Source organism: Novosphingobium kunmingense, from assembly GCF_002813245.1.
GTDB lineage: Bacteria > Pseudomonadota > Alphaproteobacteria > Sphingomonadales > Sphingomonadaceae > Novosphingobium > Novosphingobium kunmingense.
In genome coordinates this window covers 202457-224889 of sequence record NZ_PHUF01000004.1, presented here as the reverse complement: position 1 = coordinate 224889, position 22433 = coordinate 202457, and the positions used below count along the sequence as shown (strand labels likewise).

General features: G+C 65.4%; 19 protein-coding genes. 3 read left to right on the top strand and 16 right to left on the bottom strand.

Annotated features, from left to right (window positions below):
* Window positions 1-46 precede the first annotated feature (46 nt).
* The 16 genes from putA to B0I00_RS10420 form a co-directional block, all read right to left on the bottom strand.
* On the bottom strand, window positions 47-3178 hold the full coding sequence (gene putA, locus B0I00_RS10495) for a bifunctional proline dehydrogenase/L-glutamate gamma-semialdehyde dehydrogenase PutA (protein ID WP_100867358.1): 3132 nt from the start codon (window positions 3176-3178) through the stop codon (window positions 47-49).
* A gap of 162 nt (window positions 3179-3340) precedes the next feature.
* On the bottom strand, window positions 3341-3814 hold the full coding sequence (locus tag B0I00_RS10490; protein ID WP_100867357.1) for an A24 family peptidase: 474 nt from the start codon (window positions 3812-3814) through the stop codon (window positions 3341-3343).
* Between the two features lie 40 nt (window positions 3815-3854).
* Entirely contained in the window at window positions 3855-4595 is a 741-nt protein-coding gene (locus tag B0I00_RS10485) for a tetratricopeptide repeat protein (RefSeq protein ID WP_100867356.1), read from the bottom strand.
* A gap of 1 nt (window position 4596) precedes the next feature.
* Window positions 4597-5568: a type II secretion system F family protein gene (locus tag B0I00_RS10480; RefSeq protein ID WP_100867355.1), complete on the bottom strand. Its 972-nt coding sequence runs from the start codon at window positions 5566-5568 to the stop codon at window positions 4597-4599.
* A gap of 4 nt (window positions 5569-5572) precedes the next feature.
* Entirely contained in the window at window positions 5573-6502 is a 930-nt protein-coding gene (locus B0I00_RS10475) for a type II secretion system F family protein (RefSeq protein ID WP_232730195.1), read from the bottom strand.
* 68 nt (window positions 6503-6570) lie between these two features.
* Window positions 6571-7971: a CpaF family protein gene (locus tag B0I00_RS10470; RefSeq protein WP_100867353.1), complete on the bottom strand. Its 1401-nt coding sequence runs from the start codon at window positions 7969-7971 to the stop codon at window positions 6571-6573.
* Complete coding sequence (locus B0I00_RS10465) at window positions 7968-9101, bottom strand: AAA family ATPase (protein ID WP_157812533.1); 1134 nt, start codon at window positions 9099-9101, stop codon at window positions 7968-7970. Before B0I00_RS10465 ends, B0I00_RS10470 begins: the two co-directional genes overlap by 4 nt.
* Before the next feature lie 80 nt (window positions 9102-9181).
* Window positions 9182-9805, bottom strand: coding sequence for a TadE/TadG family type IV pilus assembly protein (locus B0I00_RS10460; RefSeq protein WP_100867351.1), 624 nt, complete (start codon window positions 9803-9805; stop codon window positions 9182-9184).
* Window positions 9805-10293 (bottom strand): TadE/TadG family type IV pilus assembly protein, encoded by a 489-nt coding sequence (locus B0I00_RS10455; protein ID WP_157812532.1) that lies wholly within the window; start codon window positions 10291-10293, stop codon window positions 9805-9807. The genes B0I00_RS10460 and B0I00_RS10455 overlap by 1 nt, the downstream gene beginning before the upstream one ends.
* A 1-nt stretch (window position 10294) precedes the next feature.
* Window positions 10295-11869 (bottom strand): pilus assembly protein TadG-related protein, encoded by a 1575-nt coding sequence (locus B0I00_RS10450; protein WP_100867349.1) that lies wholly within the window; start codon window positions 11867-11869, stop codon window positions 10295-10297.
* A gap of 23 nt (window positions 11870-11892) precedes the next feature.
* Entirely contained in the window at window positions 11893-12186 is a 294-nt protein-coding gene (locus tag B0I00_RS10445; RefSeq protein ID WP_100867348.1) for a hypothetical protein, read from the bottom strand.
* Window positions 12176-13687, bottom strand: a complete 1512-nt coding sequence (locus tag B0I00_RS10440) for a type II and III secretion system protein family protein (RefSeq protein ID WP_332870771.1) — start codon at window positions 13685-13687, stop codon at window positions 12176-12178. Before B0I00_RS10440 ends, B0I00_RS10445 begins: the two co-directional genes overlap by 11 nt.
* On the bottom strand, window positions 13677-14606 hold the full coding sequence (gene cpaB / locus B0I00_RS10435; protein WP_100867346.1) for a Flp pilus assembly protein CpaB: 930 nt from the start codon (window positions 14604-14606) through the stop codon (window positions 13677-13679). The genes B0I00_RS10440 and cpaB overlap by 11 nt, the downstream gene beginning before the upstream one ends.
* Window positions 14607-14670: 64 nt before the next feature.
* Window positions 14671-14868: a Flp family type IVb pilin gene (locus B0I00_RS10430; protein ID WP_100867345.1), complete on the bottom strand. Its 198-nt coding sequence runs from the start codon at window positions 14866-14868 to the stop codon at window positions 14671-14673.
* Between the two features lie 564 nt (window positions 14869-15432).
* Entirely contained in the window at window positions 15433-15630 is a 198-nt protein-coding gene (locus tag B0I00_RS10425; RefSeq protein ID WP_100867344.1) for a Flp family type IVb pilin, read from the bottom strand.
* Window positions 15631-15989: 359 nt separating this feature from the next.
* A complete protein-coding gene (locus B0I00_RS10420) occupies window positions 15990-17147 on the bottom strand; it encodes a CaiB/BaiF CoA transferase family protein (protein ID WP_100867343.1) in 1158 nt (385 codons plus the stop codon).
* Between the two features lie 156 nt (window positions 17148-17303).
* Between B0I00_RS10420 and B0I00_RS10415 the strand changes: the two genes are divergently transcribed.
* From B0I00_RS10415 to B0I00_RS10405, 3 genes are all read left to right on the top strand, one after another.
* On the top strand, window positions 17304-17663 hold the full coding sequence (locus B0I00_RS10415) for a response regulator (RefSeq protein WP_100867342.1): 360 nt from the start codon (window positions 17304-17306) through the stop codon (window positions 17661-17663).
* A 148-nt stretch (window positions 17664-17811) separates the two neighbouring features.
* Window positions 17812-20775 carry a TonB-dependent receptor gene (locus B0I00_RS10410; protein ID WP_100867341.1) on the top strand — a complete coding sequence of 988 codons (2964 nt, stop codon included), beginning with the start codon at window positions 17812-17814 and terminating at the stop codon, window positions 20773-20775.
* A gap of 110 nt (window positions 20776-20885) precedes the next feature.
* On the top strand, window positions 20886-22430 hold the full coding sequence (locus B0I00_RS10405) for a tryptophan halogenase family protein (RefSeq protein ID WP_232730194.1): 1545 nt from the start codon (window positions 20886-20888) through the stop codon (window positions 22428-22430).
* Window positions 22431-22433: the final 3 nt, after the last annotated feature.

Here is a 22433-nt window from a genome sequence, read left to right as displayed (position 1 = left end):
GCGGCCATGTTAACCGCGCGATTAAAGAGTGCAAGGGCCTCTGCGCTCAGTTGCCGCCGCCGGCCATCAGGCTGGCGTTCCCGCCCGCTGCGGTCGTGTCGATGCAGACAACCCGCTCGGTCGCGAACCGCGCAACGTAATGCGGGCCACCGGCTTTGGGCCCGGTACCCGAAAGGCCCTCGCCGCCAAAAGGCTGGCTCCCGACCACGGCGCCAATCTGGTTGCGGTTGACGTAGAAGTTGCCCACCCGCGCGCGTTCCTGGACGCGGCGGCGGGTGGCGTCGATCCGGCTGTGCAGGCCCAGCGTCAGCCCAAACCCGGTGGCGTTGATGGCATCGATCACCGCGTCGAGCTCGCCCGCGCCGAACCGGACCACGTGCAGCACAGGACCGAAGTTCTCGCGCGAAAGGTCGGCGATCGAATCGATCTCGACGATGGTCGGAACAACGAAGGTGCCGGCCGCGCAAATCTCTGGTAGCTCGCGTTGCCACACCGTGCGTCCGGCCGCCTTCATGGCCGCGATGTGGCCGTCGAGCGCGGCTTTGGCCTCGGCATCGATCACCGGGCCGACATCGGTCGAAAGGTCGGCCGGATCGCCGATTACCAACGCGTCGAACGCGCCGCGGATCATCGCGAGCATGCCATCGGCTATGTCGTCCTGCAGATAGAGGACGCGCAGCGCCGAGCAGCGCTGGCCCGCGCTCTGGAAGGCGCTTGCGACGACGTCTCGGGTGACCTGTTCGGGCAGGGCCGAGCTGTCGACGATCATCGCGTTCTGACCGCCGGTTTCGGCGACCAGGATGGCCAGCGGGCCGTCGCGCTCGGCCAGGGTGCGGTTGATTGCGCGGGCGGTCTCGGTCGATCCGGTGAAGGCAACGCCGGCAATTCGCGGGTCGCTGGTCAGCCTGGCGCCGACGGCCCCGTCGCCGGGCAGCAGTTGCACCACCTGCGTGGGTACGCCGGCCTGGTGGAACAAGTCGATGGCATAGCCGGCGATCAGCGGCGTTTGCTCGGCCGGCTTGGCCAGCACCGTGTTGCCCGCGGCGAGCGGACCGGCGACGAGTCCGGTGAAAATCGCCAGCGGGAAGTTCCACGGGCTGATCGCGACGAAGACGCCGCGGCCGTGCAGAGTCAGGCGGTTGCTCTCGCCCGTTGGTCCGGGCAGTTCCTCGCCCTCAGGCGTGAACAGGCGGCGTGCCTCGGCCGCGTAATAGCGCAGGAAGTCGACCGCCTCGCGCAGTTCGAGCACGGCATCGGTCAGGGTCTTGCCGGCCTCGCGCTGGCATACCGAGAGGAACAGGTCGCGGTTTTCCTCGTAAAGGTCGGCTACCTTGTCGAGCAGATCGGCGCGCGCGGTGCCGCCCAGGGCGTCCCACTTCGGTTGCGCGGCAAGAGCAGCTTCGATGGCTGCATCGGCCTCGCCGGGAGACGCATCGCGGCAGGTGCCGACGAGAACGTCGGTCGCCGGAGAGCGGATCTCGCGAAGCTCGCCTTTGCTTGAGGTCTGCGAAATGGCAGTCGGTTCGGCGATCCAGGTATCGACCTTGGCCAGTTCACCCAGCACGGTTTCAAGGGGCCCGCGCACCAATGGATCGGCCAGGTCCACACCGGCGCTGTTGGTCCGTCCGGGGAACAGTTCGCCGGGAAGGGGGATCGCCGGATTGCGCCGCGGCGACAGCGCGGCAAGGTCCTTTGCAGGATCGCCGACCAGCTCGGCTACCGGCACCTCGGCATCGGCCATGCGGTTTACGAAGCTGCTGTTGGCGCCGTTCTCGAGCAGTCGGCGGACGAGGTAGGCGAGCAGTTCCTTGTGCCCGCCGACCGGCGCATAGATGCGCACCGGGGTGCGCGGCTTGCCATGGTCGGCTTCGTAGCGGGCCAGTTCTGCATAGACGTCCTCGCCCATCCCGTGGAGGCGCTGGAACTCGAACTGCGCCGTGCCGGCAAGCGCCTTGATAGCCCCGATAGTATAGGCGTTGTGGGTGGCGAAGGCCGGGTAGATCGCATCGCTGGCGGCCAGCATCCGGGCGGCGCAGGCCAGATAGGACACATCGGTCGAGACCTTGCGGGTGAACACCGGATAGTCGGCATGCCCGCCGACCTGGCTGAGCTTGATCTCGCTGTCCCAATAGGCGCCCTTGACCAGGCGGACCATGATGCGCCGGCCATGACGGCGGGCGAGTGCTGCGACCCAGTCGACCAGCGGCACGGCACGCTTCGAATAGGCTTGCAGGGCGAGGCCGAAGCCCTGCCAGCCACCGGCGAACAGGTCGTCATCGGCGACCAGCGCCTCGATGATGTCCATGGATAGCTCAAGCCGCTCGGCCTCTTCGGCGTCGATGGTGAAGTGGATGTCGGCGTTGCGCGCCTTGAGCGCCAGATCCTTGAGCATCGGCACGAGGGCATCCGTGGCAGCCCCGGCGTGGAAGAAATCGTAGCGCGGGTGAAGCGCTGACAGCTTGACCGAAATGCCGGGCGAGCCGACGACGCCGTCGCCGGCCTCGCGCGCGATCCGGTCGAGCGCCGCAGCATAGGATTGGCGGTAACGCTCGGCATCGGCGAAGGTCATTGCCGCTTCACCCAGCATGTCGAAGCTGTGGGTCAGCCCCTGCTTGCGTTCGGGTGCGGCACGGTCGAGAGCCTCCACGATGGTGCGGCCAAAGACAAACTGACCGCCGAGGATCTTCATTGCCTGCAGGGTCGCCTGCCGGATCACGGGTTCGCCAAGACGCCCTACCGCGCGCTTGAGCGAGGCACTGAGACCGCCGGCTGTTTCGCGCCGCTGGTCGAGCACCTGGCCGGTCAGCATCAGCGAGAAGGTGGCGGCGTTGACGAAGGTCGAGCCGCTCGCCCCGAGGTGATCGCCCCAGTCGATGTGGGCCAGCTTGTCGTGGATCAGAGCGTCGGCCGTCGCCGCATCGGGGACCCGCAGCAGCGCTTCGGCGAGGCACATCAGGGCGATGCCTTCGTCGGTCCCGAGGCCGTAGGTCTGGAGGAAAGCGTCGAGCCCGCTGGCCTTGCGCGACCGGGCTCCCTCGACCAGCCTTGCCGCGATCGCACTGGCGCCTTCATGCACCGCGCTGGCCGGCGCGGCCTGACGCAGGCGTTCCGCCAGGCAGGCCTCTTCGTCCATGCGATAGGCAAGGCGCAGAGCTGTACGATCGAGCGGGGCGGGCATTGCGGACTCCGTCAGGGGGGACGGCGCTGCCCTAGCACCGGTTTCAATGGAAACCAATGCGGAGCGATCCACCGAGCCGAGCCTCCGGGCGCGATGGCCCCATTGATGCCAGCCAAGGTCGTCAGTGCCAGACGGGCAAGGTGCCGCAGGCGCGCGATCAGGTCAGATCGGCAGTTGCATCGCGTAGGTGATCAGGGTGCCCACACCCAACGGGATGCCGAACGGCAGCTGTGCCGATTTGCCTTCGCGCAGGGTGAAGGTCGGCTTGCCCTGCAACTTGCGCACGGTGAACCAGACGAAGACCAGGGCGAGGGCGGCCAGTGCGATCCAGAATCCGAGCAGGAATCCCTTCTGCAGGGGAAACCAGGCGGCGCAGGCGGCATAGAACTTGCCGTCGCCACCGCCGAACCAGCGGATCGCGAAGAGCGTCATGCCGATGAGCAGCGCGACGCCGGCGTGCGCGGCGTGCCAGCCAAGCCCGGCAAGGCCTTCCTGCCAGAATCCGTAGGCCAGCCCGACCAGCAGCAGCAGCCCGCACAGCAGGTTCGGGATCATGCGCCTGCGCGCATCGGACACCATGGCCAGGACACAACCCAATGCCAGAGTGCCGCCGAAAAGCATTTCGACGGCACTCATGGCAAAGGCGTCCCGAGGGTCTGCCCTCTGTGACCTCGCATCAACGCTTCGCGGCCGCGGCCGGCTTGAACAGGACCGTGCGCGACTTCGGCTGGTCTTCGGCCGGCGCAGCCGCCGCCTCGCCCTTGCCGATCGCGGAATCGAACTTCGCTTCGACCGACGCGGTATCTGCCAGCCTGGGCTTGGTCCGGGCGACGACCATCGCGGTGCGGACCGGGCCCGCCGATGCGGCCAGCGGTGCGGTGCGGATCATGAACTGGTTGGCGCCAATGCGCTGCAATTGTCCTGGCGCAGCGGCCTGGCGGCTACGCTCTTCGACAGAGCGCGCCTGCTCGGCCCGGGCCAGCATCGCATTGGCCTCGTCGGCCTGGTGACGCTTGGCGTAGAGCGGAGAGCGCAGCAGCCGGGCAAGGTTCGTCTGGTAACGGGTATCGGCCGGATCGACCTGCGCAGCGCGTTCGAAATAGCGTTGCGCAAGATCCACTCGTCCGATCCGCGCATAGGCCACGCCCAAACCGTTGAAGGCGGGTGCGGGTGCCTCTCCGCTGGTCACCGCGCGCGTAAAAGCTTCGATCGCGAGCCCCGCACTGCCCTCATTCAGCGCCCGGCGGCCAGCGTCGGTAAAGGCGGCCGGCCGCGCAGCCAGCGCCTTGGCCGAGACCTGCATTTGTTGCTCGCTGCCGGTGCGATCAGCCATCCTCGGGCCGCCGAACAGGCTGCAGCCGGGCAGAGCAAAGCTGACAAGCGCCAGCGTTAGGACGGACTTCAGTTGGATAGTCATGTTACCCTCCGTTCAAGGCAGGAAGCAGTTGACGAACGACGCGGATTGCTGCCGGCAGCATCAGGGTGCCGATCATCACCGGCAGCATGAAGACTACGAGCGGAATGGAGATCAGGACGGGCAGGCGATGGGCCTTTTCCTCGGCCCGCATGCGGCGACGCTCGCGCATTTCGGCAGCGTAGACGCGCAAGGTGGTGGCGATCGACGTTCCGAGCTTGTCCGACTGGATCAGCAGGGTCGAGAACGAGCGAATCTCGTCGACCCCGGCCTCGTCGGCGAGGCGGCGGAGCGCTTCCTCGCGGCTGGCACCGGCGCGCAGGCGCAGCGTTGCCGTGGCCAGCATGCCCGAAACCAACGGGTGGCTGGTGATCATCTCCTTGGCCACGCGGTCGAGCGCGGCCTCGAGCCCGAGACCCGCTTCGACGCAGACCAGCATCAGATCGAGGCAGTCCGGAAAGCCGTTGATGATCTCCTCGCGCCGGCGATCGGCCTTGGCCCGCACGAACAGGGCCGGCACGAAAAGCCCCATGGCGGCGAAAATCGATCCGTAGATGTAGAGCTTGAGATATGAGAGCTCCTGGCCGCTTGCGAGCGAAAAGACCACCAGCAGCGTCGGCAGCGCGATCACCAGCGCCAGGCGAATGAGTGTGTACAGCCGGGGTGCCGCTGGCGATGTGTAGCCCGCTGCGCGGAGCCGCTCGACCAAGGCGTCGCTCTTTGTGTCCGACAGGTCGAGACCGGCCTTCTCGATCTGGTCGACCAGGCGGATCCAGGCCGAATCGTTTCGCGCGGTCAGCGATTCGGTGGACTCAATGTGGGCAGGTCCGCCACTGATCTCGCGCAATTCGCTGCGAACGGTCATGCGCCGCGTGGCCAGATTGGCCAAGGACCAGATGCCGAAGGCGACGAGCGCGAACAAGCCTATAAGGACAGAAAAGCGGATGGCCGGGGTTGAGGCGATCAAGTCTAGCATGGCATCACACCTTGAGGTCGATCAGGCGGCGGATCATGTAGACCCCGATGAAATACATCAGTAGCAGGATGCCGAAGCCCCAAATGAAAATCGGGTCGGTCGCCACCTCGAAATAGAACTGCGGGCTGACAAGGAACATCGATACGAAAGTCAGCACTGGCAGCACCGTCAGCATCCATCCACTCATTCGGCCTTCCGAACTGAGCGCGCGGACTTTCATGTACATGCTGGCCCGATCACGGATGACGCTGGCCAGGTTGCCCAGGATCTCGGCAAGATTGCCGCCGGTTTCGCTTTGCAGGGAAAGCGAAACAACGAACATGCGAATGTCGTCCAGGTCCCAGCGATCAGCCAATGCCGAAAGGGCATCGGTCAGGTTCGCGCCATAGGACACCTCATCCGCGACGAGACCCATCTCGCTGCCGAGGGGATCCTCCATCTCGTTGGTCAGAAGGTCGATGGCTGAAGCAACCGGGTGCCCCGCCCGCAAGGCGCGCACGAAGATGTCCAGAGCGACGGGAAACTGCTCCTGCATTCTCTTACGGCGCTTTTCCGCCATGCGACTGATCACCATGAGCGGGATGCCGATGGCGATCGCTGCCGAAATCGTGATGACAAACTGAATGACGCCAATTTTGATTTGCAGACCGCTGGACCAGGCCAGAAACAGCAACAGCGCGCCCAGCCCGACGAACGCGAGGATGCAGATGGCGAGGACGTTGCGCGGTTCGGCCTTGAGTGCCGCCATCCTGACGAGCCGCTGGAACCGGTAGTACAATCGTTCCACCGGACCTGCATCGTCTCCCGGCCGCTCGATCAGGTCGTTGCGCAGGATGGTCGAGACCTCTTCGGTGCTCATCCCCGAGCGCAGCAGCTGCAGGCGCCGGTTGATCGCGCGCGTCTCGGCGCGGCGGCCGAGGACGAAGGTCAGCACGAACTGCGAGATTAGGAAGATCGACGCGAAGACCGCGACGAGTACGAACAGGCGGAGCAGCAGGCCGGTCATGCGCCGAGCTTCGCGCCGGGCCGGAACAGCGCGGGATCGAGATTGATGCCATGCGCTTCCAGGTGGGCCATGAACTTGGGCCGGATGCCGGTCGCCTCATGATGACCCAGCACGTTTCCTTCGGCGTCGCGGCCGGTCATCTTGAAGCGCCAGATTTCCTGCATGGTGATGGTCTCGCCTTCCATGCCGGTCAGTTCCGACAGGCTCAGCATCTTGCGCTTGCCGTCGCTGAGGCGGCCGATCTGGATCACCACGTTGATCGCCGAGGCGATCTGCGCGCGGGCCGAGCGAGGCGACACGTCAATCCCCGACATGCCGATCATCTGCTCGACGCGGCTCATCGCGTCGCGCGGCGTGTTGGCGTGGATGGTGGTCATCGAACCGTCGTGGCCGGTGTTCATCGCCTGGAGCATGTCAAAGGCCTCGCCGCCACGGCATTCGCCGAGGATGATGCGGTCCGGGCGCATGCGCAGCGCGTTCTTGACGAGGTCGCGCTGGTTCACCTCACCACGGCCTTCGATGTTGGCCGGACGCGTTTCGAGCCGGGCGACATGCTCCTGCTGCAGCTGGAGTTCGGCCGAATCCTCGATGGTGACGATGCGTTCGCGTTCGTCGATGTAGCTCGACAGCGCGTTGAGCAGGGTGGTCTTGCCCGAACCGGTTCCGCCCGAGATGATCACGTTCAGCCGAGATTTGACGATCGCCTGCAGGATCGGCGCGACTTGCGCGGGCATCGAGCCGAACTCGATCATCTTGTCCATCGAGATCGGCTTCTTGGAAAACTTGCGGATCGACAGCAGCGATCCGTCGATCGCCAAGGGAGCGACGATGGCGTTGACACGGCTGCCGTCGGCCAGGCGCGCGTCGACAAAGGGCGAGCTTTCATCGACCCGCCGGCCAACCGCGCTGACGATCTTCTGGATGATGCGCAGCAGGTGCTTTTCGTCCTGGAACCGCGTTGCCACGCGCTCAAGCACGCCGAAGCGCTCGACGAACACGGTGTCGTGGCCGTTGACCAGGATGTCGTTGATCGTTTCGTCCTGAAGCAGCGGCTCGAGCGGCCCCAGGCCAAGCAGCTCGTCAAGGACGTTTTCGACCAGGCGCGAACGCTCGGCCTTGTTCAACGCTTCGCCATCGGCGTCGAGCAGGTCGGCGACGATCTGGCCGATCTCGCTCTCGATCCGGTCGCGCGGCATCTTGTCGAGCGCGGACAGGTTGATCTTTTCGAGCAATTGCCGGTGGACCCGCACCTTGAGGTCGAGCAGGCGCGGTTCCTCACCGATCCGCCGAGGGGACGTGACCTCGGGGAGCGTCTGCGCCGTGACGGCTTCGGCGGCGACGGTCGGTTCGATCTCGGCCTCCTTGGTGGGGCTGCGCTTGATTTGCCAGACGCTCATGCGGTTTCTCCCGCGGCAAACCGGTCCGCCAGCGTTTCGGCGAGTACCCGGATGTCATGCTGAAAGCGCGACTTGCGATTGATGTGGTGCACCATCAGGCCCTGGTCCTGCGCCGTGTGGACCAGCGGATCCTCGAGGCTGACGCTGCCCAGCACCGGACGGCCCAGCGTTGCGGTCGCATCGCCGATATCGATGGTCTTGAACAAACGGCGTTCGGTCCGGTTGACGACAAGCTGAACCTGATCGCCCTCGATCCCGACGGACGAGAACAGATCTAGCCGGCGGCGGGCCTGCCGCAGACTGGAGACCGACAGTTCGACGACCATCAGCACCGAACTCGCCGCAGTCAGCGCGGACAGCGACCAGTTTGTCCAGGCTCCGGGCAGTTCGAGCACCACGTAGCTGTATTCGCGCCGGATGCTGTCGATCAGCCGCAGCATCCGGTCCGTGTCGACCGATTCCAGCGGCATGATTGCGTCAGGCGCGGCAAAGACGTGGACGTTGTCGACGCTCGACCGGGCGACCGAGCGAACGAGGTCGCCATCCAGCCGCTCGTCCGCATTGAGCAGGTCCGCAACGGAGCCGCGGCCCTGTGCAGCCATGTAGTCCGCCACTGCGCCGAATTGGAGATCGAGATCGATGATCGCCACGCCCCGTCCGCTGGTGTCGCGTTCGCCCAGCGCGGCTGCAAGATGGGTCGCGATCGAGGTTGCGCCGCAGCCACCGATCGAACGGACCACCGCGAACAGGGGCGCAAGGCGCTGGTCGCCCTGGCGGCGGTGTTTGTGTTGGGCGAGAACATCTGCCGCGGTTTCGAGCAGTTCCTCGAACTTGAACGGGAGCGAGACGACATCGTCGACGCCTTCGCGTACGAGCATGCGGACCAGGGCAACAGAGGCATCGGGAAGGGCGGCAACGACAGGCAGATCGGGCAGGCGGCGCTTGAGGTCACCCAGCCGCTCCATCGACTTGCGGTTGTGCGGATCGATTTCGAGCACGATCAGGGAGGCCGCGCGGGCCGCGTCGACGGGCACCGCTTCGGTGTTCTCGCAAGGGTGCACGACCAGCCCCGGCAGGGCATCGCCGCCTTCGCTCCAGTCGATCGCATCCGCGTGCGCAGGCGATGCCACGATCAGCACGTTAGCGCAGATCAAAACGCCTGATTCCTTTCGACTGAACTGCATATAATCCTGGGTGCCCATGACTGATCCTAATTGGAAACCGACCCGCTGCCGTCCTCCATCGGCAGCGAATAGGAAAATGACGGAAGAGGAACTGCGGCCTTGATTAAATACAGGGTAAATGGCGCGTATGTGCGGCCGGTGAGGCGGACCGTCACCAGTGGCGCGATTTCCATCCCGGATGGGTCACCGGCGTATCCGAGCCCCGCCGACCGGTACAGGATCTCGACGTTTGCAGCGACGATGCCCGGATCGAATGCCTGCATCCTGGTCACGATGCTGGTGAAGTTCGCGTTGTTTTTCGAAATCGACATCCCGGTCGGACATCCGGTGCAGGTACACGAAGCGCTCGTGCAGGTAATGACCATGCTGTCGGCCGGAATGACGTCGCCCTGGGTCAGGGTGACGCCGCCGATGGTCTTGCCGACGTAGCTGTAGCTCGCGAGCCCCGTGGCCGCCGGATCGGTGACCACGGCCATGCGGGTGCCCATCTGCGTAGCCTTTTCGGCCTTGTTGATGGCCCAGGCGTATCCGCCGACATCGATGATGCCAAAAAGGAAGATCAACAGCAGCGGAAGCACAAGCGAGAATTCCGCGGCGGAACCGGCAGTCCGGTCTGTGCGAAAATCGTCGAGAAGTGCGGCGATCCCCATCACACACCCATCACCGCTGCCTGATCCTGGGCAGCGACCTTGACGTTGACGTTCATGCCCGTCAGCGCCCCGAACAGCGACGGGTAGGGTACGACGGCTTTGACGGTAATTCGCGGAGCATTGCTGAGTGTCGAGTAGATCCCTGTCGTAACTGCGGTCGCCGGGCACGACGGAGTTACCGTGATCTCGTTGTTGGTCCAGCCACTGACGCGCGACGTCCCGCCGCTGATGGTGCCAGTGCGCGTCACTTCCTTGATCAGCGTTTCGGTCGTCGCATCGACGGTCGAACAGGTGAAGGAGGCAAAGGACTTGCGAGCTCCGAAGCGAGCCCCGTCGCGCACGCCTTTGACGATCTGGTGTTCGACGTAGAGATAGTGCGCGCCCTCGAGCGTGGTGAAGGTCAGCGCCAGCAGCAACGGAATGACCATGGCCATTTCCGCCGCCGCCGATCCGCGGCTGTCACGCAGGAAAGAGGCGAGCCGCCGCACCCTAGTTCACCAGATACGGCTTGTCGCGGCGAACGACCTGCGGGGCGGTGCCGCCCACGCCCTGGTTCGCCTGACGGATGACTTCGACGTAGATATCGCCCTTGCGGGTGTACCAGGTGTTGGAACCGACCTTGCGATCGATCGAGGGTTCGACGAGGAACACTTCGACCCAGTCGATCGGCTGCACCGTTGCAGCGCCGTTGAGACCGGTGCAGTTCACCACCGCGACTGGCAGGACCCGGCGATCGACCAGCGATGACGACGGGGCGGTGCCGGCGCGGCAGCGCGGTGCGCGCCAGTTCGTGAAATTGACGGTCTTGTCGGCGCTGCCCTGCTTGTAGGTCTGGTCGAGGGTCGTGCTGGCGGGCGCGTTCGTGCGCTCCCATTCATAGACCTCGTAACGGGTTGGCGCGGCCTTGCCGTTGACCTGGGAGGCGTAGGCGGCGCCATAGTTCGCGTGCCAATAGGCATTGATGTCCCAGGTGCCCGAGCCGAAGCGGCCGCCAGCACAATTTCCGGTCTCGCTGAACGCGTGGCAGATATCGCGCGGATAGCCCATCACGTCGGGATAGCCCGTCTTCAGGCCTGCGGTGATGAGATCGTCATAGGTGCGCGCGTCATTGGGGCGGTACGGATTGGCCGAAAGGCTCCAGCTATCCTTGCTGAGGTCGTCGACGAACCCGCAGTCCTTGAGCGCCGTTCCGGCCGCGGTTGGCCGGATGATGTCCTTGCGGCTGTTGTCCGACGGCGGGCACAGCCCGTTGGCGTAGCAGTTGATGTTGTCACCGCTTTCGTAGATATCGAACCGCGTGTTGTAATCGTTGATGACCGACGCGATCGAGCCGGGCTGCGTCGTCGGGTTTTCAACTGCGACGCAGTCGCCCGGAGGCGAACCGTAGGCCAGCAGCTTGCCGAGGTCGTTGGCGCCGGCACCGACGTCGAGGAAGCCGAAATTGCCAGCCGCCCAGGCATCGCCCGTCTTGAGCAGCAGGCCCTTGCCGACATAGTCGTCGACGTCGAATTCGGCAGGATTGACGTTCGGATTGCAGAACATCACCGGCGGCACCTTGCACATCGACGATCCGAGGCCGGCGGTTGCGGCCGCGACGATGTTGCCTGAATTGAACGCCCGGACGACCGGCGTCATGGCGTAGAAGACCTTGCGCGCAACCATGTCGACGCGGACGAACCGCGCGGACGAGGCACGAGCGGTGTCGGCCACGGTGAAGCTGTCGGTATCGGCCTCGGCGTCTGCCTTGCTGTCATAGAACCTGACCGTGTTGACCAGCACCGGGCGGCCAAGGGTATCGTTCGCCTGCAAGGTCTCGTTGCTGACCAGGTTGCTGGCCTGGGCAACGGCCCGGGTCATCGAATCCGACGCGCCGTTGAGCTGCGTTGCCGCGGCGAGGGCCGCCTGGTCGGCTGCGCTCTGCAACTCGCTGTCCATCGTGGCCAGGCGGGCATAGTCGAAACCGACCCCCGCCGCCCCGACCAGACCGACCAGCGCCAGGGCGTAGGTAGCGGCCACCGCGGCGCTGCTGTCGCTGGCAAATCTGCTGATCGTTCGCTTGGCCATGATACCGGCTCCGCTCCGTCCCCTTAGTTCCCGCCGCCGCCGCTGCCGCCGCCGCCGCTCATGCTCGACGTGCGGATCTTTTCGGGCACCTTGACCGTGCCCTTGTTGTAGCGGTCGATCGCCTTGGCGGCGTGATCGCCGCTGGTGACGGGGTTGATGGTATCATACTGCGGGTCGGGGTCGATGACCTGCGCGGCAAAGGTCTGGCGGTTTGCTTCGCCCCAGTTGTCGGCGCTTGCGCTGTTGACGCCGTCCTGGGTGCAGGCAGCCAGGATGAGCCCGGCGCCGACCACGATGAAGCCGGTCTTAATACGCATAGTCGCTCTCCTTGCCGGATTGGCTGGCCGCAACCGGCGGCAGTTCGGCGGCCTTGGCCGCGGGCGCCGCAGGCGCGGTCCCGGCGCCGCCACCAGCGTCGAGATTGCTGGGACCGGCCGGCTGCAGCGGCTGCGGCCGATAGGATTCGCCCAGCAGGAACGTGTCGAGGTCGCTCGGATCCTTGACCCGGTCGGTCGGCAGGCGGACCTGGTCGGGCCGGATCGGCGCAACCAGGCGCGGGGTGACGACGATCAGCAGTTCGGTTTCGCCCTTCTTGAAATTGGTCGAACGGAACAGCGCCCCAAGGATCGGGATCGAGCCAAGCAGCGGGACCTGGCTGACCGTGGTCTGGAAATCCTTGGAAATGAGGCCGGCGATGGCAAAGCTTTCGCCATCGCGCAGTTCCAGCGTGGTGCTGGCGCGGCGGGTGCGCAGGCCGGGGATCGTGATGTTGCCGATGGTGTAGGAGGCCGCCGGATCGATCGCGCTGACCTCGGGCTCGACCACCAGGTTGATGGTCTTGTCACCCAGCACGGTCGGCGTGAAGCCCAGGCTGACGCCGAACTGCTTGAATTCGACGGTGATCGCCTGGCCGGAGCCGACACCGGCACCGCCGCTTTGCGCAACGGGAATGGGAAACTCGCCGCCCGCCAGGAACGATGCTTTTTCCCCCGACAGGGCGAGCAGAGTGGGCTGCGCCAGAGTCTTGGCGTATCCCTTGCTTTCCATCGCGTTCAGCACGGCTTCGATGTTGAGCCCGCCGATCTTGAAGATGTTGCGCAGGATGCCGAACTGGTTCGTGATGGCCGTGCGGCTGATCACCCCTGCGCCATTTTCGCCCGGCAGGATCTGCGATCCTGCGCCAACCGCGCCATCGAACTTGCCGACGCTGTCCGCCATGAAGGCGCCCAGGCCGATTTCCTTGCCGTTGGTTCGGTTCACCTCGGCGAACTTGACCTCGAGCATGACCTGCTGGCTCGACCCCAGCGAGATGAGGTTGATCACCTTGTCGCCGGCATAGCTCTTGGCCAGCTGCACCGCCTTGTCGATCGCGCCGGGGTTGTTGACCATGCCGGTCAGGACGACGGATTCGTTGGAGATCTTGGCTTCGATCCGTTCGCCGGGAACGAGATCGCCGATCTGCTTGGTCAGCGATTCGACGTCGGGCCCGACCGCGACGTCCATCACCGAGATGACCCGGCCGGCACCGTCGTAGAGCGTCAGGCTGGTCGTTCCCATGGCCTTGCCCAGGACGTAGATCGACCGGTCCGAGATCGGCAGGATATCGGCGATCTTGTCGTTGCCGATCATCGCCTTGGCGATCGGCCGGTCGGCATTGAGGACCTGGCTCTTGTTGAGCGGCACTTCGAGCGTGCCGGCGTGGATCGATGGCCGGGTCTGGGCCGCGGCGGGCGAGGCGGTCACGCCCGCAAGGGCGGTGGCCGAAAGGAGGGCGGCCGCGGAAAGGGCCGCGCGCCACATGATGCGATCAGTAGCCACGGACGAATTCCTCTTCGCTGGCGCGGGTGCCGCGCACGATTGTCATTGTCGGACCCGACATCCTCGGCATGGCGGAAACCACTCCGGCCGGAGCGCTGGGCAGCGCCGTGCGGCGGGCGGCGCCGCCAATCGCGCGGGGCACGGCGGCGGCATAGGACGGAGCGCGGGATCCGCCGCGGGCGGGCAAGAAGTAACGTCCGCCAAGGTCGGCGCGGGTTACCGTCTTGCGCGCGCCGGTCACCTGGTCGGCGACGTTGCGCAGCGCCAGGCTGAGCGTGCCAGATTGCAGGGCCAGGGCCAGCTTCTGCGCGCCATAGGTGTCGACCTGCAGGGTTGCGGTCTTGCCGACGGCGGGCTGGGTGTTCTTTTCGTCGGCGACCTGGTCGATGCCCAGGACCGGAACGGCTTCCAGCAGGATGTCGGTCATCTTGTCGTTGCCGGTATTGCCTTCGCCGGGGATCTGGCGGGTCAGGATCACGTCGACCACGTCACCGGGGCGGACGAAACCGCCGACGCCGGCCACGTCGTTGACGGGGATCGCATAGGCGAGCTGGCCGAGCGGGAGATTGGCCGACAGCGTCGCGCGGCCGTCCGTGCCCGAAACCTTCGATGCCAGGATCGGTTCGCCCGGCACGATCGGGCGCAGCGCCACGCGGTTGCGGGTTACTTCCTCGATCGAGGTGAAGGCGCCGACCGGAACCGAAGTGGCCGGCCAGTTGGCCAGGCGCACGTTCTGCGCGGTCAAAGGCGCGCCGAACGCCAGGTCCTGGCTCGACACGACGATGCGCGCCATCCGGTTTTCCTCGGCGACGCGCTCCTGCTGCGATTCTCGCGCGGAGAAATAGACGTTCGCTGCATAGACGGCGATCAGGCCAAGGAAGATGGCGATGCCGATGGCGATAAGATTTCGCTGCCCCATAAATCCCCCGAGTTCAAGAAATTGGCCGTGGCGGAGTCTTTCTCCGCCACGGCATCATTCGGGATCAGCAGAGAGTCGCGCCGCTGGTGCTGGGAACTTCGCACACCTTGCTGCCAGCGCCGGTCATGGCCTTGCTGACCTGGCCGCCCAGGAAGAAGGCAGCGGTGGCGATGCCAGCGCCGACGATGGCGAGGATCAGCGCGTATTCGGCAGCCGCGGCGCCGGTTTCATCACGAACGAAATCACGAACGAACTTGGTCATGGTATCACCCCTTCATATGCTCCCGCGTCCTTGGTGGAGGCGGTAAGCGATAGATCGCCTGACCTGGGGCCCATGGGCCGAAGGCCAATCGCCCGTGGGGGGGGCTTGATCGGAACCGGCGCGACCCTGTTTTCATTTTTGAACCAGTACTTTCGCACCGGTCCTTTTCGCGCTTGGTTCCCCACGGGGACATCCGAACCCTCCGCTGTATGACCCTTGCGGTCAACGAAACGAAGGTAGTAATTTTTTAACTTGTTACCTCAACGACTTACTTCATCAAAGCGTAAACCGCCTTGGTTAAGATGGCAGAGGTCAGCGACACCCCGCTTGGTCCGCCTGGTCGAATCATAATGCGCCTGCGCCTTTCCTTCGGCAACAGTTTATTAGACGGGCCAGTGGTTTGCGGGTCATGCTTGTGGCCGCAGGGCCACAGGCGGGGCCGCGCGTCCCGGCCCCGATCGTCTGCGTCGGCCGGCCGGCTTCGCCGGGCTGCGACGGGACGGGAATCGAAAACGCGCGGCCGACCAGGTCGACCGCGCGTCTTCGATCAGTAGATCGTCGCTCTTACGGGCAGAGCGAGGTGCCGCTGGTCGGCGCGGCGCACACGCGGCTTCCGGCACCCGTCATGGCCTTGCTGACCTGGCCGCCGAGGAAGAAGGCAGCGGTGGCGATGCCAGCGCCGACGATGGCGAGGATCAGAGCGTATTCGGCAGCCGCGGCGCCGGTTTCATCACGAACGAAATCACGAACGAACTTGGTCATGGTATTCACCCCTTGGTTTTAACCCTTCCGGTTTGGGAAGTGGCCTTCATCAATCGAAAGACTTCCGCTGGAGGGCTGGAAGCGTTCAGTCCGTGAGGGGCTTGATCGGAACCGGCGCGACCCTGTTTTTCATTTTGAACCAGTACTTTCGCACCGGCCCTTTCGCGCTTGGTTCCCCACGGGACGATTGAAAAATGGAAGCATGGGGGCCTGCCGTCAATCGACGCGGATTCAGAAATTATTAACTTATGGATTCAGCCACATAGGCAGCGTCCGCGTAAACACTTTTAGTTAACTCCTGCACGTTTCCGCCTTGTCCGGCGGTGCGAAGAACCGAATCGAGCGCCGCAATCGCGCCTTCAATCCGCCCACGCCGCGCCGTCGCATTCGCCGAGCAGGGGCGGCGGGGCGGTGTCCGGCAAGGGGGCGGCGCCGAAGCGGACGGGCGGGGCCATGTCGATCCAGGTGCCTTCGCTGGGATGGTCGCGGCGGCGGAAGAAGCCGGTCGCGGCAAGGTGCGGATCGTCGATCATGGCGCCGATATCGCGCACCGGCTGGGCCGGGATCTGCGCGGCGGCGCAGCGGCGCAGCAGCTCGTCGGTGGTGAAGCGAACCGTCTGGCGCGCCAGTTCCTGGTAGAGCAGGGCCGAATGGGCCCAGCGGTCCCTGGCCGTGGCAAAGCGCGGATCGTCCATGAAGGCCGGGGTCTCGACCAGGGCGAAGATCGTGTCCCAGGCCTCTGACGTATAGGCGACGATGCTGATGTGCCCGTCGCTGGTGGGAAAGGGCTGGCGATCGGGATCGAGCTGGCGGGCATAGCCGGCCGGTCCCATCGGCGGATCGAAGCTTTGCCCGGCCAGGTGTTCGGCGAGCATGAAATGGGAGAAGGCCTCGAACATCGGCACTTCGACCCGCTGGCCCGCGCCGGTGCGCTCGCGCTGGTAGAGCGCGGCCATGGCGGCATAAGCGGCGTGGAGCCCCGCCACCTTGTCGGCGATCAGCGAGGGCAAATAGCGCGGGCGAGCGTCGCCGTCGACGCGCGGCAGCAGCGTGGCCGTGCCCGTCGCGGCCTGGATCACGTCGTCATAGGCCTGAAGGTCGGCATAGGGGCCGTCCTGCCCGAAACCGACGCAATGGACATAGACGATGCCGGGATTGATCGCGCGCACCGCTTCGTAATCGAGGCCGAGCCGCTCGAGCGCCTTGCCGCGCACGTTGACCACGAACAGGTCCGCCTTGGCGACCAGCGCGCGCATCCGGGCGTTGTCCTCCGGCGCCTTGAGGTCGAGCGCGAGCGAGCGCTTGCCCCGGTTGAAGGCCATGAATCCGGGGCTCATCCCCGGGGTCTTCGCCGGCACGCCGGACCAGCGGAAGGCATCGCCGCTGTCGGGGCTCTCCACCTTGATCACGTCGGCGCCGAGGTCGGCCAAGGTCTGGGTGCAATAGGGGCCGAAGACCACGGTCGTGAGGTCGAGCACCCTGATCCCGTCAAGCGGCGGCTTGCCAGGTTGCGTCATGTCATTCGTCCCTTCCCGTGGCGATTTGCGTCACCTTTGCACGCCGCGCGGCCCTGGCATAGCCGGACACTGCGTCTTTGCGGTCACAGTTCCTAACTCTTTTGCGAAAGCCCGGAACCATTTGCGACTGTGCAGTTTTGGGCATTCGTGTCGAGTGTGCCCGCAATCCTTGTCGTCGACGACGAAGTGCTGATCGCCTGGAACCTCGCGATGGACCTGGAAAGCATGGGGGCCGAGGTCATCGGTCCGTTCCATTCGCTTGACGATGCCCTCGCGGGTGTTGCGGACGTCACCCCGACCTTGGCGGTACTCGACATCAACCTGCACGACCGCAAGGTCTGGCCGCTGGCCGAGGTGCTCAGCGAACGCGGCGTGCCGATGCTGTTCGTCAGCGCCGATATCGATCATGGTCATATCGCCGCGCGCTTTCCGTCCGCGCGCAAGGTGCAGAAGCCGATCTCCGCAGCCGAGCTTAAGCGGCACGTGAGCGAGATGACGGCGTCCACCCTGGGTTAGGCTGCCGATACGACCCAGGTCGTTTCCGATCCCCGCGCCGGCTAGGATGTTAGAGAGCGATTGACGAAGTGAACGTTATCATGTAGGTGAACGTTCACAAACGAACACCAGGCCTGAAACTGGCCGGTTTACGGGGAGGACAATTCCGATGATCGATTCGCGCACGCTCCGTTTCGGGCGCCTGGCCTGTGGGGCTTCGTTGCTGGCGCTGGGCCTGTCTGCCCAGCCGGTCCTTGCCCAGGATGCCGGAACGGTCGATGCGGCAGACGACAGCGAGATCATCGTCACCGGCATCCGCGCCAGCCTTGAATCGGCGCTGCGCATCAAGCGCGACGCGCAAGGCGTGGTCGATGCCATTTCGGCCGAGGACATCGGCAAGTTTCCCGACACCAATTTGGCGGAATCGCTGCAGCGCATAACCGGCGTGTCGATCGACCGGTCGAGCGGCGAAGGCTCGACCGTGACGGTGCGCGGCTTCGGGCCGGAGTTCAACCTGGTCGTCGTCAACGGACGGCAGATGCCGACCTCGTCGCTGGGCGACGGCGGTTCGCCGCCGTCGACCCGCAGCTTCGATTTCGCCAACCTGGCGTCCGAAGGCGTGGCCGGGGTCGATGTCTACAAGTCGGGCCGTGCGTCGCTGCCGACCGGCGGCATCGGCTCGGTCATCAACATCAAGCTGCCGCGCCCGCTCGATCGTCCCGGCTTCAAGGGCAGCATCGGCGTCAAGGGGGTCTACGACACCTCGCAGCTTTACGGCACAGACATCACGCCCGAGGTCTCGGGCATCGTCAGCCAGACCTTTGCCGACGACAGCCTGGGCATCCTCCTTGCGGGATCCTACCAGAAGCGCAACGGCGGCCAGGCGCAGTTCACCGTCGGCAACTGGCGTCCGGGATACAGCGGCGCGGAAAACAACTGGGGCACGCTCGCCCAGCAGGGCGACCCGCGCTACGCCAATATCGAGAACCGGCCCGGGCCGACCGAGGTTTACCAGGTCCCCCAGAACGCGGCCTACGATTTCTACGACTTCAAGCGCGAACGCATCAACGGCCAGGCCGTCCTGCAGTTCAGGCCGGCCGATACGCTGGAGATGACGGTCGACTACATCTTCTCGCAGAACACCTTCGACAGCCGCCAGAACAGCATCGGCGTGTGGTTCAATCACAACGACACGCAGAGCAGCTGGACCGATGGTCCCGCCGCCGGCGCGAATTTCTACTCCGAGCGGTTCGGCGCAAATGAAGGCAAGGACCTCGCCATTACCGGCGCGGTTGCCAAGAACCGCAACGTCAACCATTCGATCGGCGGCAATCTCAAGTGGGATGGGCCGTGGGGCCTGCGGCTCGAACTCGACGGTCACCATTCGACCGCCGAATCCAAGCCGGCCTCGCCCTATGGCAGCAGCATCGCCGTCGGCACCGCGATCTTCGGCGTGCAGTCGCAAAGGCTGGACAACACCACCGACATGCCGGCCATTTCGGTGGCGATGTATCCGGGGGCCGAAATCAGGGCGTCCAACATCCGTCCGTCGGGCAACGCATTCCGCAACGCCTATATGAAGGACACCATCGACGAGGTCACCCTGCGCGGCGGATTCGATTTCGACGCCGACTTCATCAAGAGCCTCGACTTCGGGGTGACCTACTCCGAGAACAAGGTTCGCACCGCCTTCGGCGTCATCCAGAACGACAGCTGGGGCGGCACGCTGAGCGCGGCGGACACGCCCGACAGCCTGTTCTCCGAACGCAATCTACCCGATGATCTGGCCGGCATGGACTTCGGCGGTTCGACTTCGATCATCCCGGTCTACTACCAGATCGACACTGCAGAGCTGGTCACGCTGCTCGACAGCCGGCTGAACATCTGCTCGGCCGCGCCGGGCGACACCTGCCTTGCCCCGTACACCACTGACCGCCGTGTCCGCGAAGAGACCGTGGCGCCCTACATCCAGTCGTTCCATTCGTTCGATCTGGGGGCCATGAAGACCAACCTGCGGCTGGGTCTGCGCTACGAAGAGACTCGGATCGATTCCAGCGCGCTCGCTTCTGTGCCGACCGGCACCGTCTGGGCGGCCCAGAACGAGATCAGCCTGCTCCAGACCCCGGGGCAGTTCACCTCGCTGACCGGGCGCTACGAAAACTGGCTGCCGGCGATCGATTTCGACATCGCGCCGATGAACGACGTCAAGGTGCGCGCGTCCTACAGCCACACCATCACGCGGCCCAACTATGCCGTGATGCAGGGCGGGATTACGCTTGCGACGCCGCTGCGCGTCGGTGCGGGCGGCAGCCAGGCCAGCGCGGGCAACCCGAACCTGCTGCCGTTCCTGTCCAAGAACATCGACCTCTCGGCCGAGTGGTACTACGATCGCAGCAGCTACATTTCGGTCGGGTTCTTCGACAAGAAGGTCAAGAACTTCATCGGCAGCGGCACCACCCAGACCACGCTGTTCGACCTGCCCGACCCGTCGCAGGGCGCGGCGGCCAACGCGGCGCGCACGGCGCTCGGTTCCGGCGCGACCTTCGACCAGATCATCGCCTGGGTGCGGACCAACCGTCCGGCTGACTATGTCGCGGGCGTCGGCACCAGCGGCGGCATTGCCGGGCGCAGCGCCGACCCCAAGGTCGTGTTCACCTTCAGCCAGCCGTTCAACAGCGACCAGAAGGCGCATCTGTGGGGCTGGGAATTCGCCGTGCAGCACAGCTTCTGGGAGACCGGCTTCGGCGCGATCGCAAACTACACGGTTGTCCAGAGCGATACCAAGTTCGACAACACGCTGCCCTGGACGGTGACCCAGTTCGCGGTGCCGGGGGCCAGCAACAGCGCGAACGCGGTGCTGTACTATGACAAGAACGGCCTGCAGGCCCGCGTGGCCTACAACTGGCGCGAAGGCTTCCTCGCCGGATACGACCAGGATCCCTACTACGTGCAATCCTATGGCCAGTTCGACGTCAGCGCGAGCTACGAGTTCATGCCCGGGATGACCGCCTTCGTCGAAGGGATCAACATCACCAACGCCGACCGCAAGGGCGTGCGGCGCAACGACAAGGCGGTGTTCTTCGCAGCGCCGGGCTATGCCCGCTACGCGGCCGGCCTTCGCTATACCTTCTGAAGGCGGGGGCGGCGCGGCCGCACCGGCCAGGGTTCGTGCCGCGCTCCCTTTCCCGGGGGCGCGGCACGAACCGCTCTTGCCAGGCGTGAAACTGGGCTAAGGATGGTTGGGTGAGCAAGGGATCGATCCAGCGCGTGGTGATCGTCGGCGGCGGGACCGCCGGCTGGCTCTCGGCCTCCTACCTCGCGGCGCGGCGCCCCGATCTTGCCATCACCCTCATCGAGGCGCCCAACATCCCGACCATCGGCGTGGGCGAGGGCACATGGCCGACCATGCGCGAAACGCTGGCGACCATCGGCATCTCCGAGGCGGAGTTCCTCGTGACCTGCGATGCCTCGTTCAAGCAGGGGTCGCGCTTCGACGGTTGGGTTACCGGTGATCCGGGGGACAGCTACCTCCACCCGTTCACCCTGCCGGCGGGCGGCGACATGGCCGATCTGCTGCGCGCCTGGCAGGCTGGGCCATCGGGCGGCAGCTTTGCTGCAGCAGTGACGCCTCAGGCGGCGGTCTGCGCCGCCGATCTTGCCCCGCGGCAGCGGGCGATGCCGGACTATGCCGGGACGATGAACTACGCCTACCATCTCGACGCGGGCCGGTTCGCCGCACTACTCGCCCGGCACGCCGTCCAGCGCCTCGGCGTGCGGCACATCCGCGCCGAGGTCATGGGAACGGAACCGGCGCCGAATGGCGATATCGCCGCGCTGCGCCTCGCCGACGGGGATAGCATCGCCGCAGATTTGTTTATCGATTGCAGCGGGCAGGCCGCGCGGTTGATCGAAGGGCATTTCGCTTCCGCCTGGGTCGATCGTTCCGACGTCTCGTTCAACGATCGTGCGCTTGCGGTCCAGGTCCCGGTCGCACCGGACAGTCCGATCGCCTCGGTCACCGTGGGAACCGCGCACCAGGCCGGCTGGCTGTGGGATATCGGTCTGCCGACCCGACGCGGCATCGGCTGCGTCTATGCTTCGCGTTTCATGGCCGATGACGAGGCCGATGCGGTGCTCCGCGGCTATGTCGCCGCGCAATTGCCGGGTGCCGACCTCGACGCCCTCAATCCGCGCCGGCTGTCCTTCCGGACCGGACATCGTCAACGGTTCTGGCAGGGCAACTGCGTGGCGATCGGGCTTTCGGCCGGATTCATCGAGCCGCTCGAAGCTTCGGCGATCGTGCTGATCGAACTGTCGCTGCGCGCGCTGGCCGACGATTTTCCCGCCAGCCGCAGCGTCATGGACATCCAGGCCCGCCGCTTCGATGCCCTGTTTCGCGAGCGGTGGGAGCGCATCGTCGAATTCCTCAAACTGCATTACCTGCTCAGCCACAGGACCGAGCCCTACTGGCTGGCGCACCGCGATGCGGCGACTGTTCCGGCGCGCCTTGCGGAAAACCTCGCGCTGTGGCGCAACCGCCCGCCATCGTGGCGCGATTTCTCACAGGCCGAGGAGATCTTTCCCGCTGCCAGCCAGCAATACGTGCTCTACGGCATGCGCTTTGCCTTGCCGGACAGCTCCGGCCTCATGCCAAGCGCCGCGGTGCAGGCCCGGCTTGCCGAGGTGCGCGAGCGGGCCCGGTCGCTTGCCGCGGCACTGCCGTCCAACCGAACGTATTTCACGGCTGCTGCGGCGGCCTCCACCGCACCGGCAGCACGAACGGCTTGATCC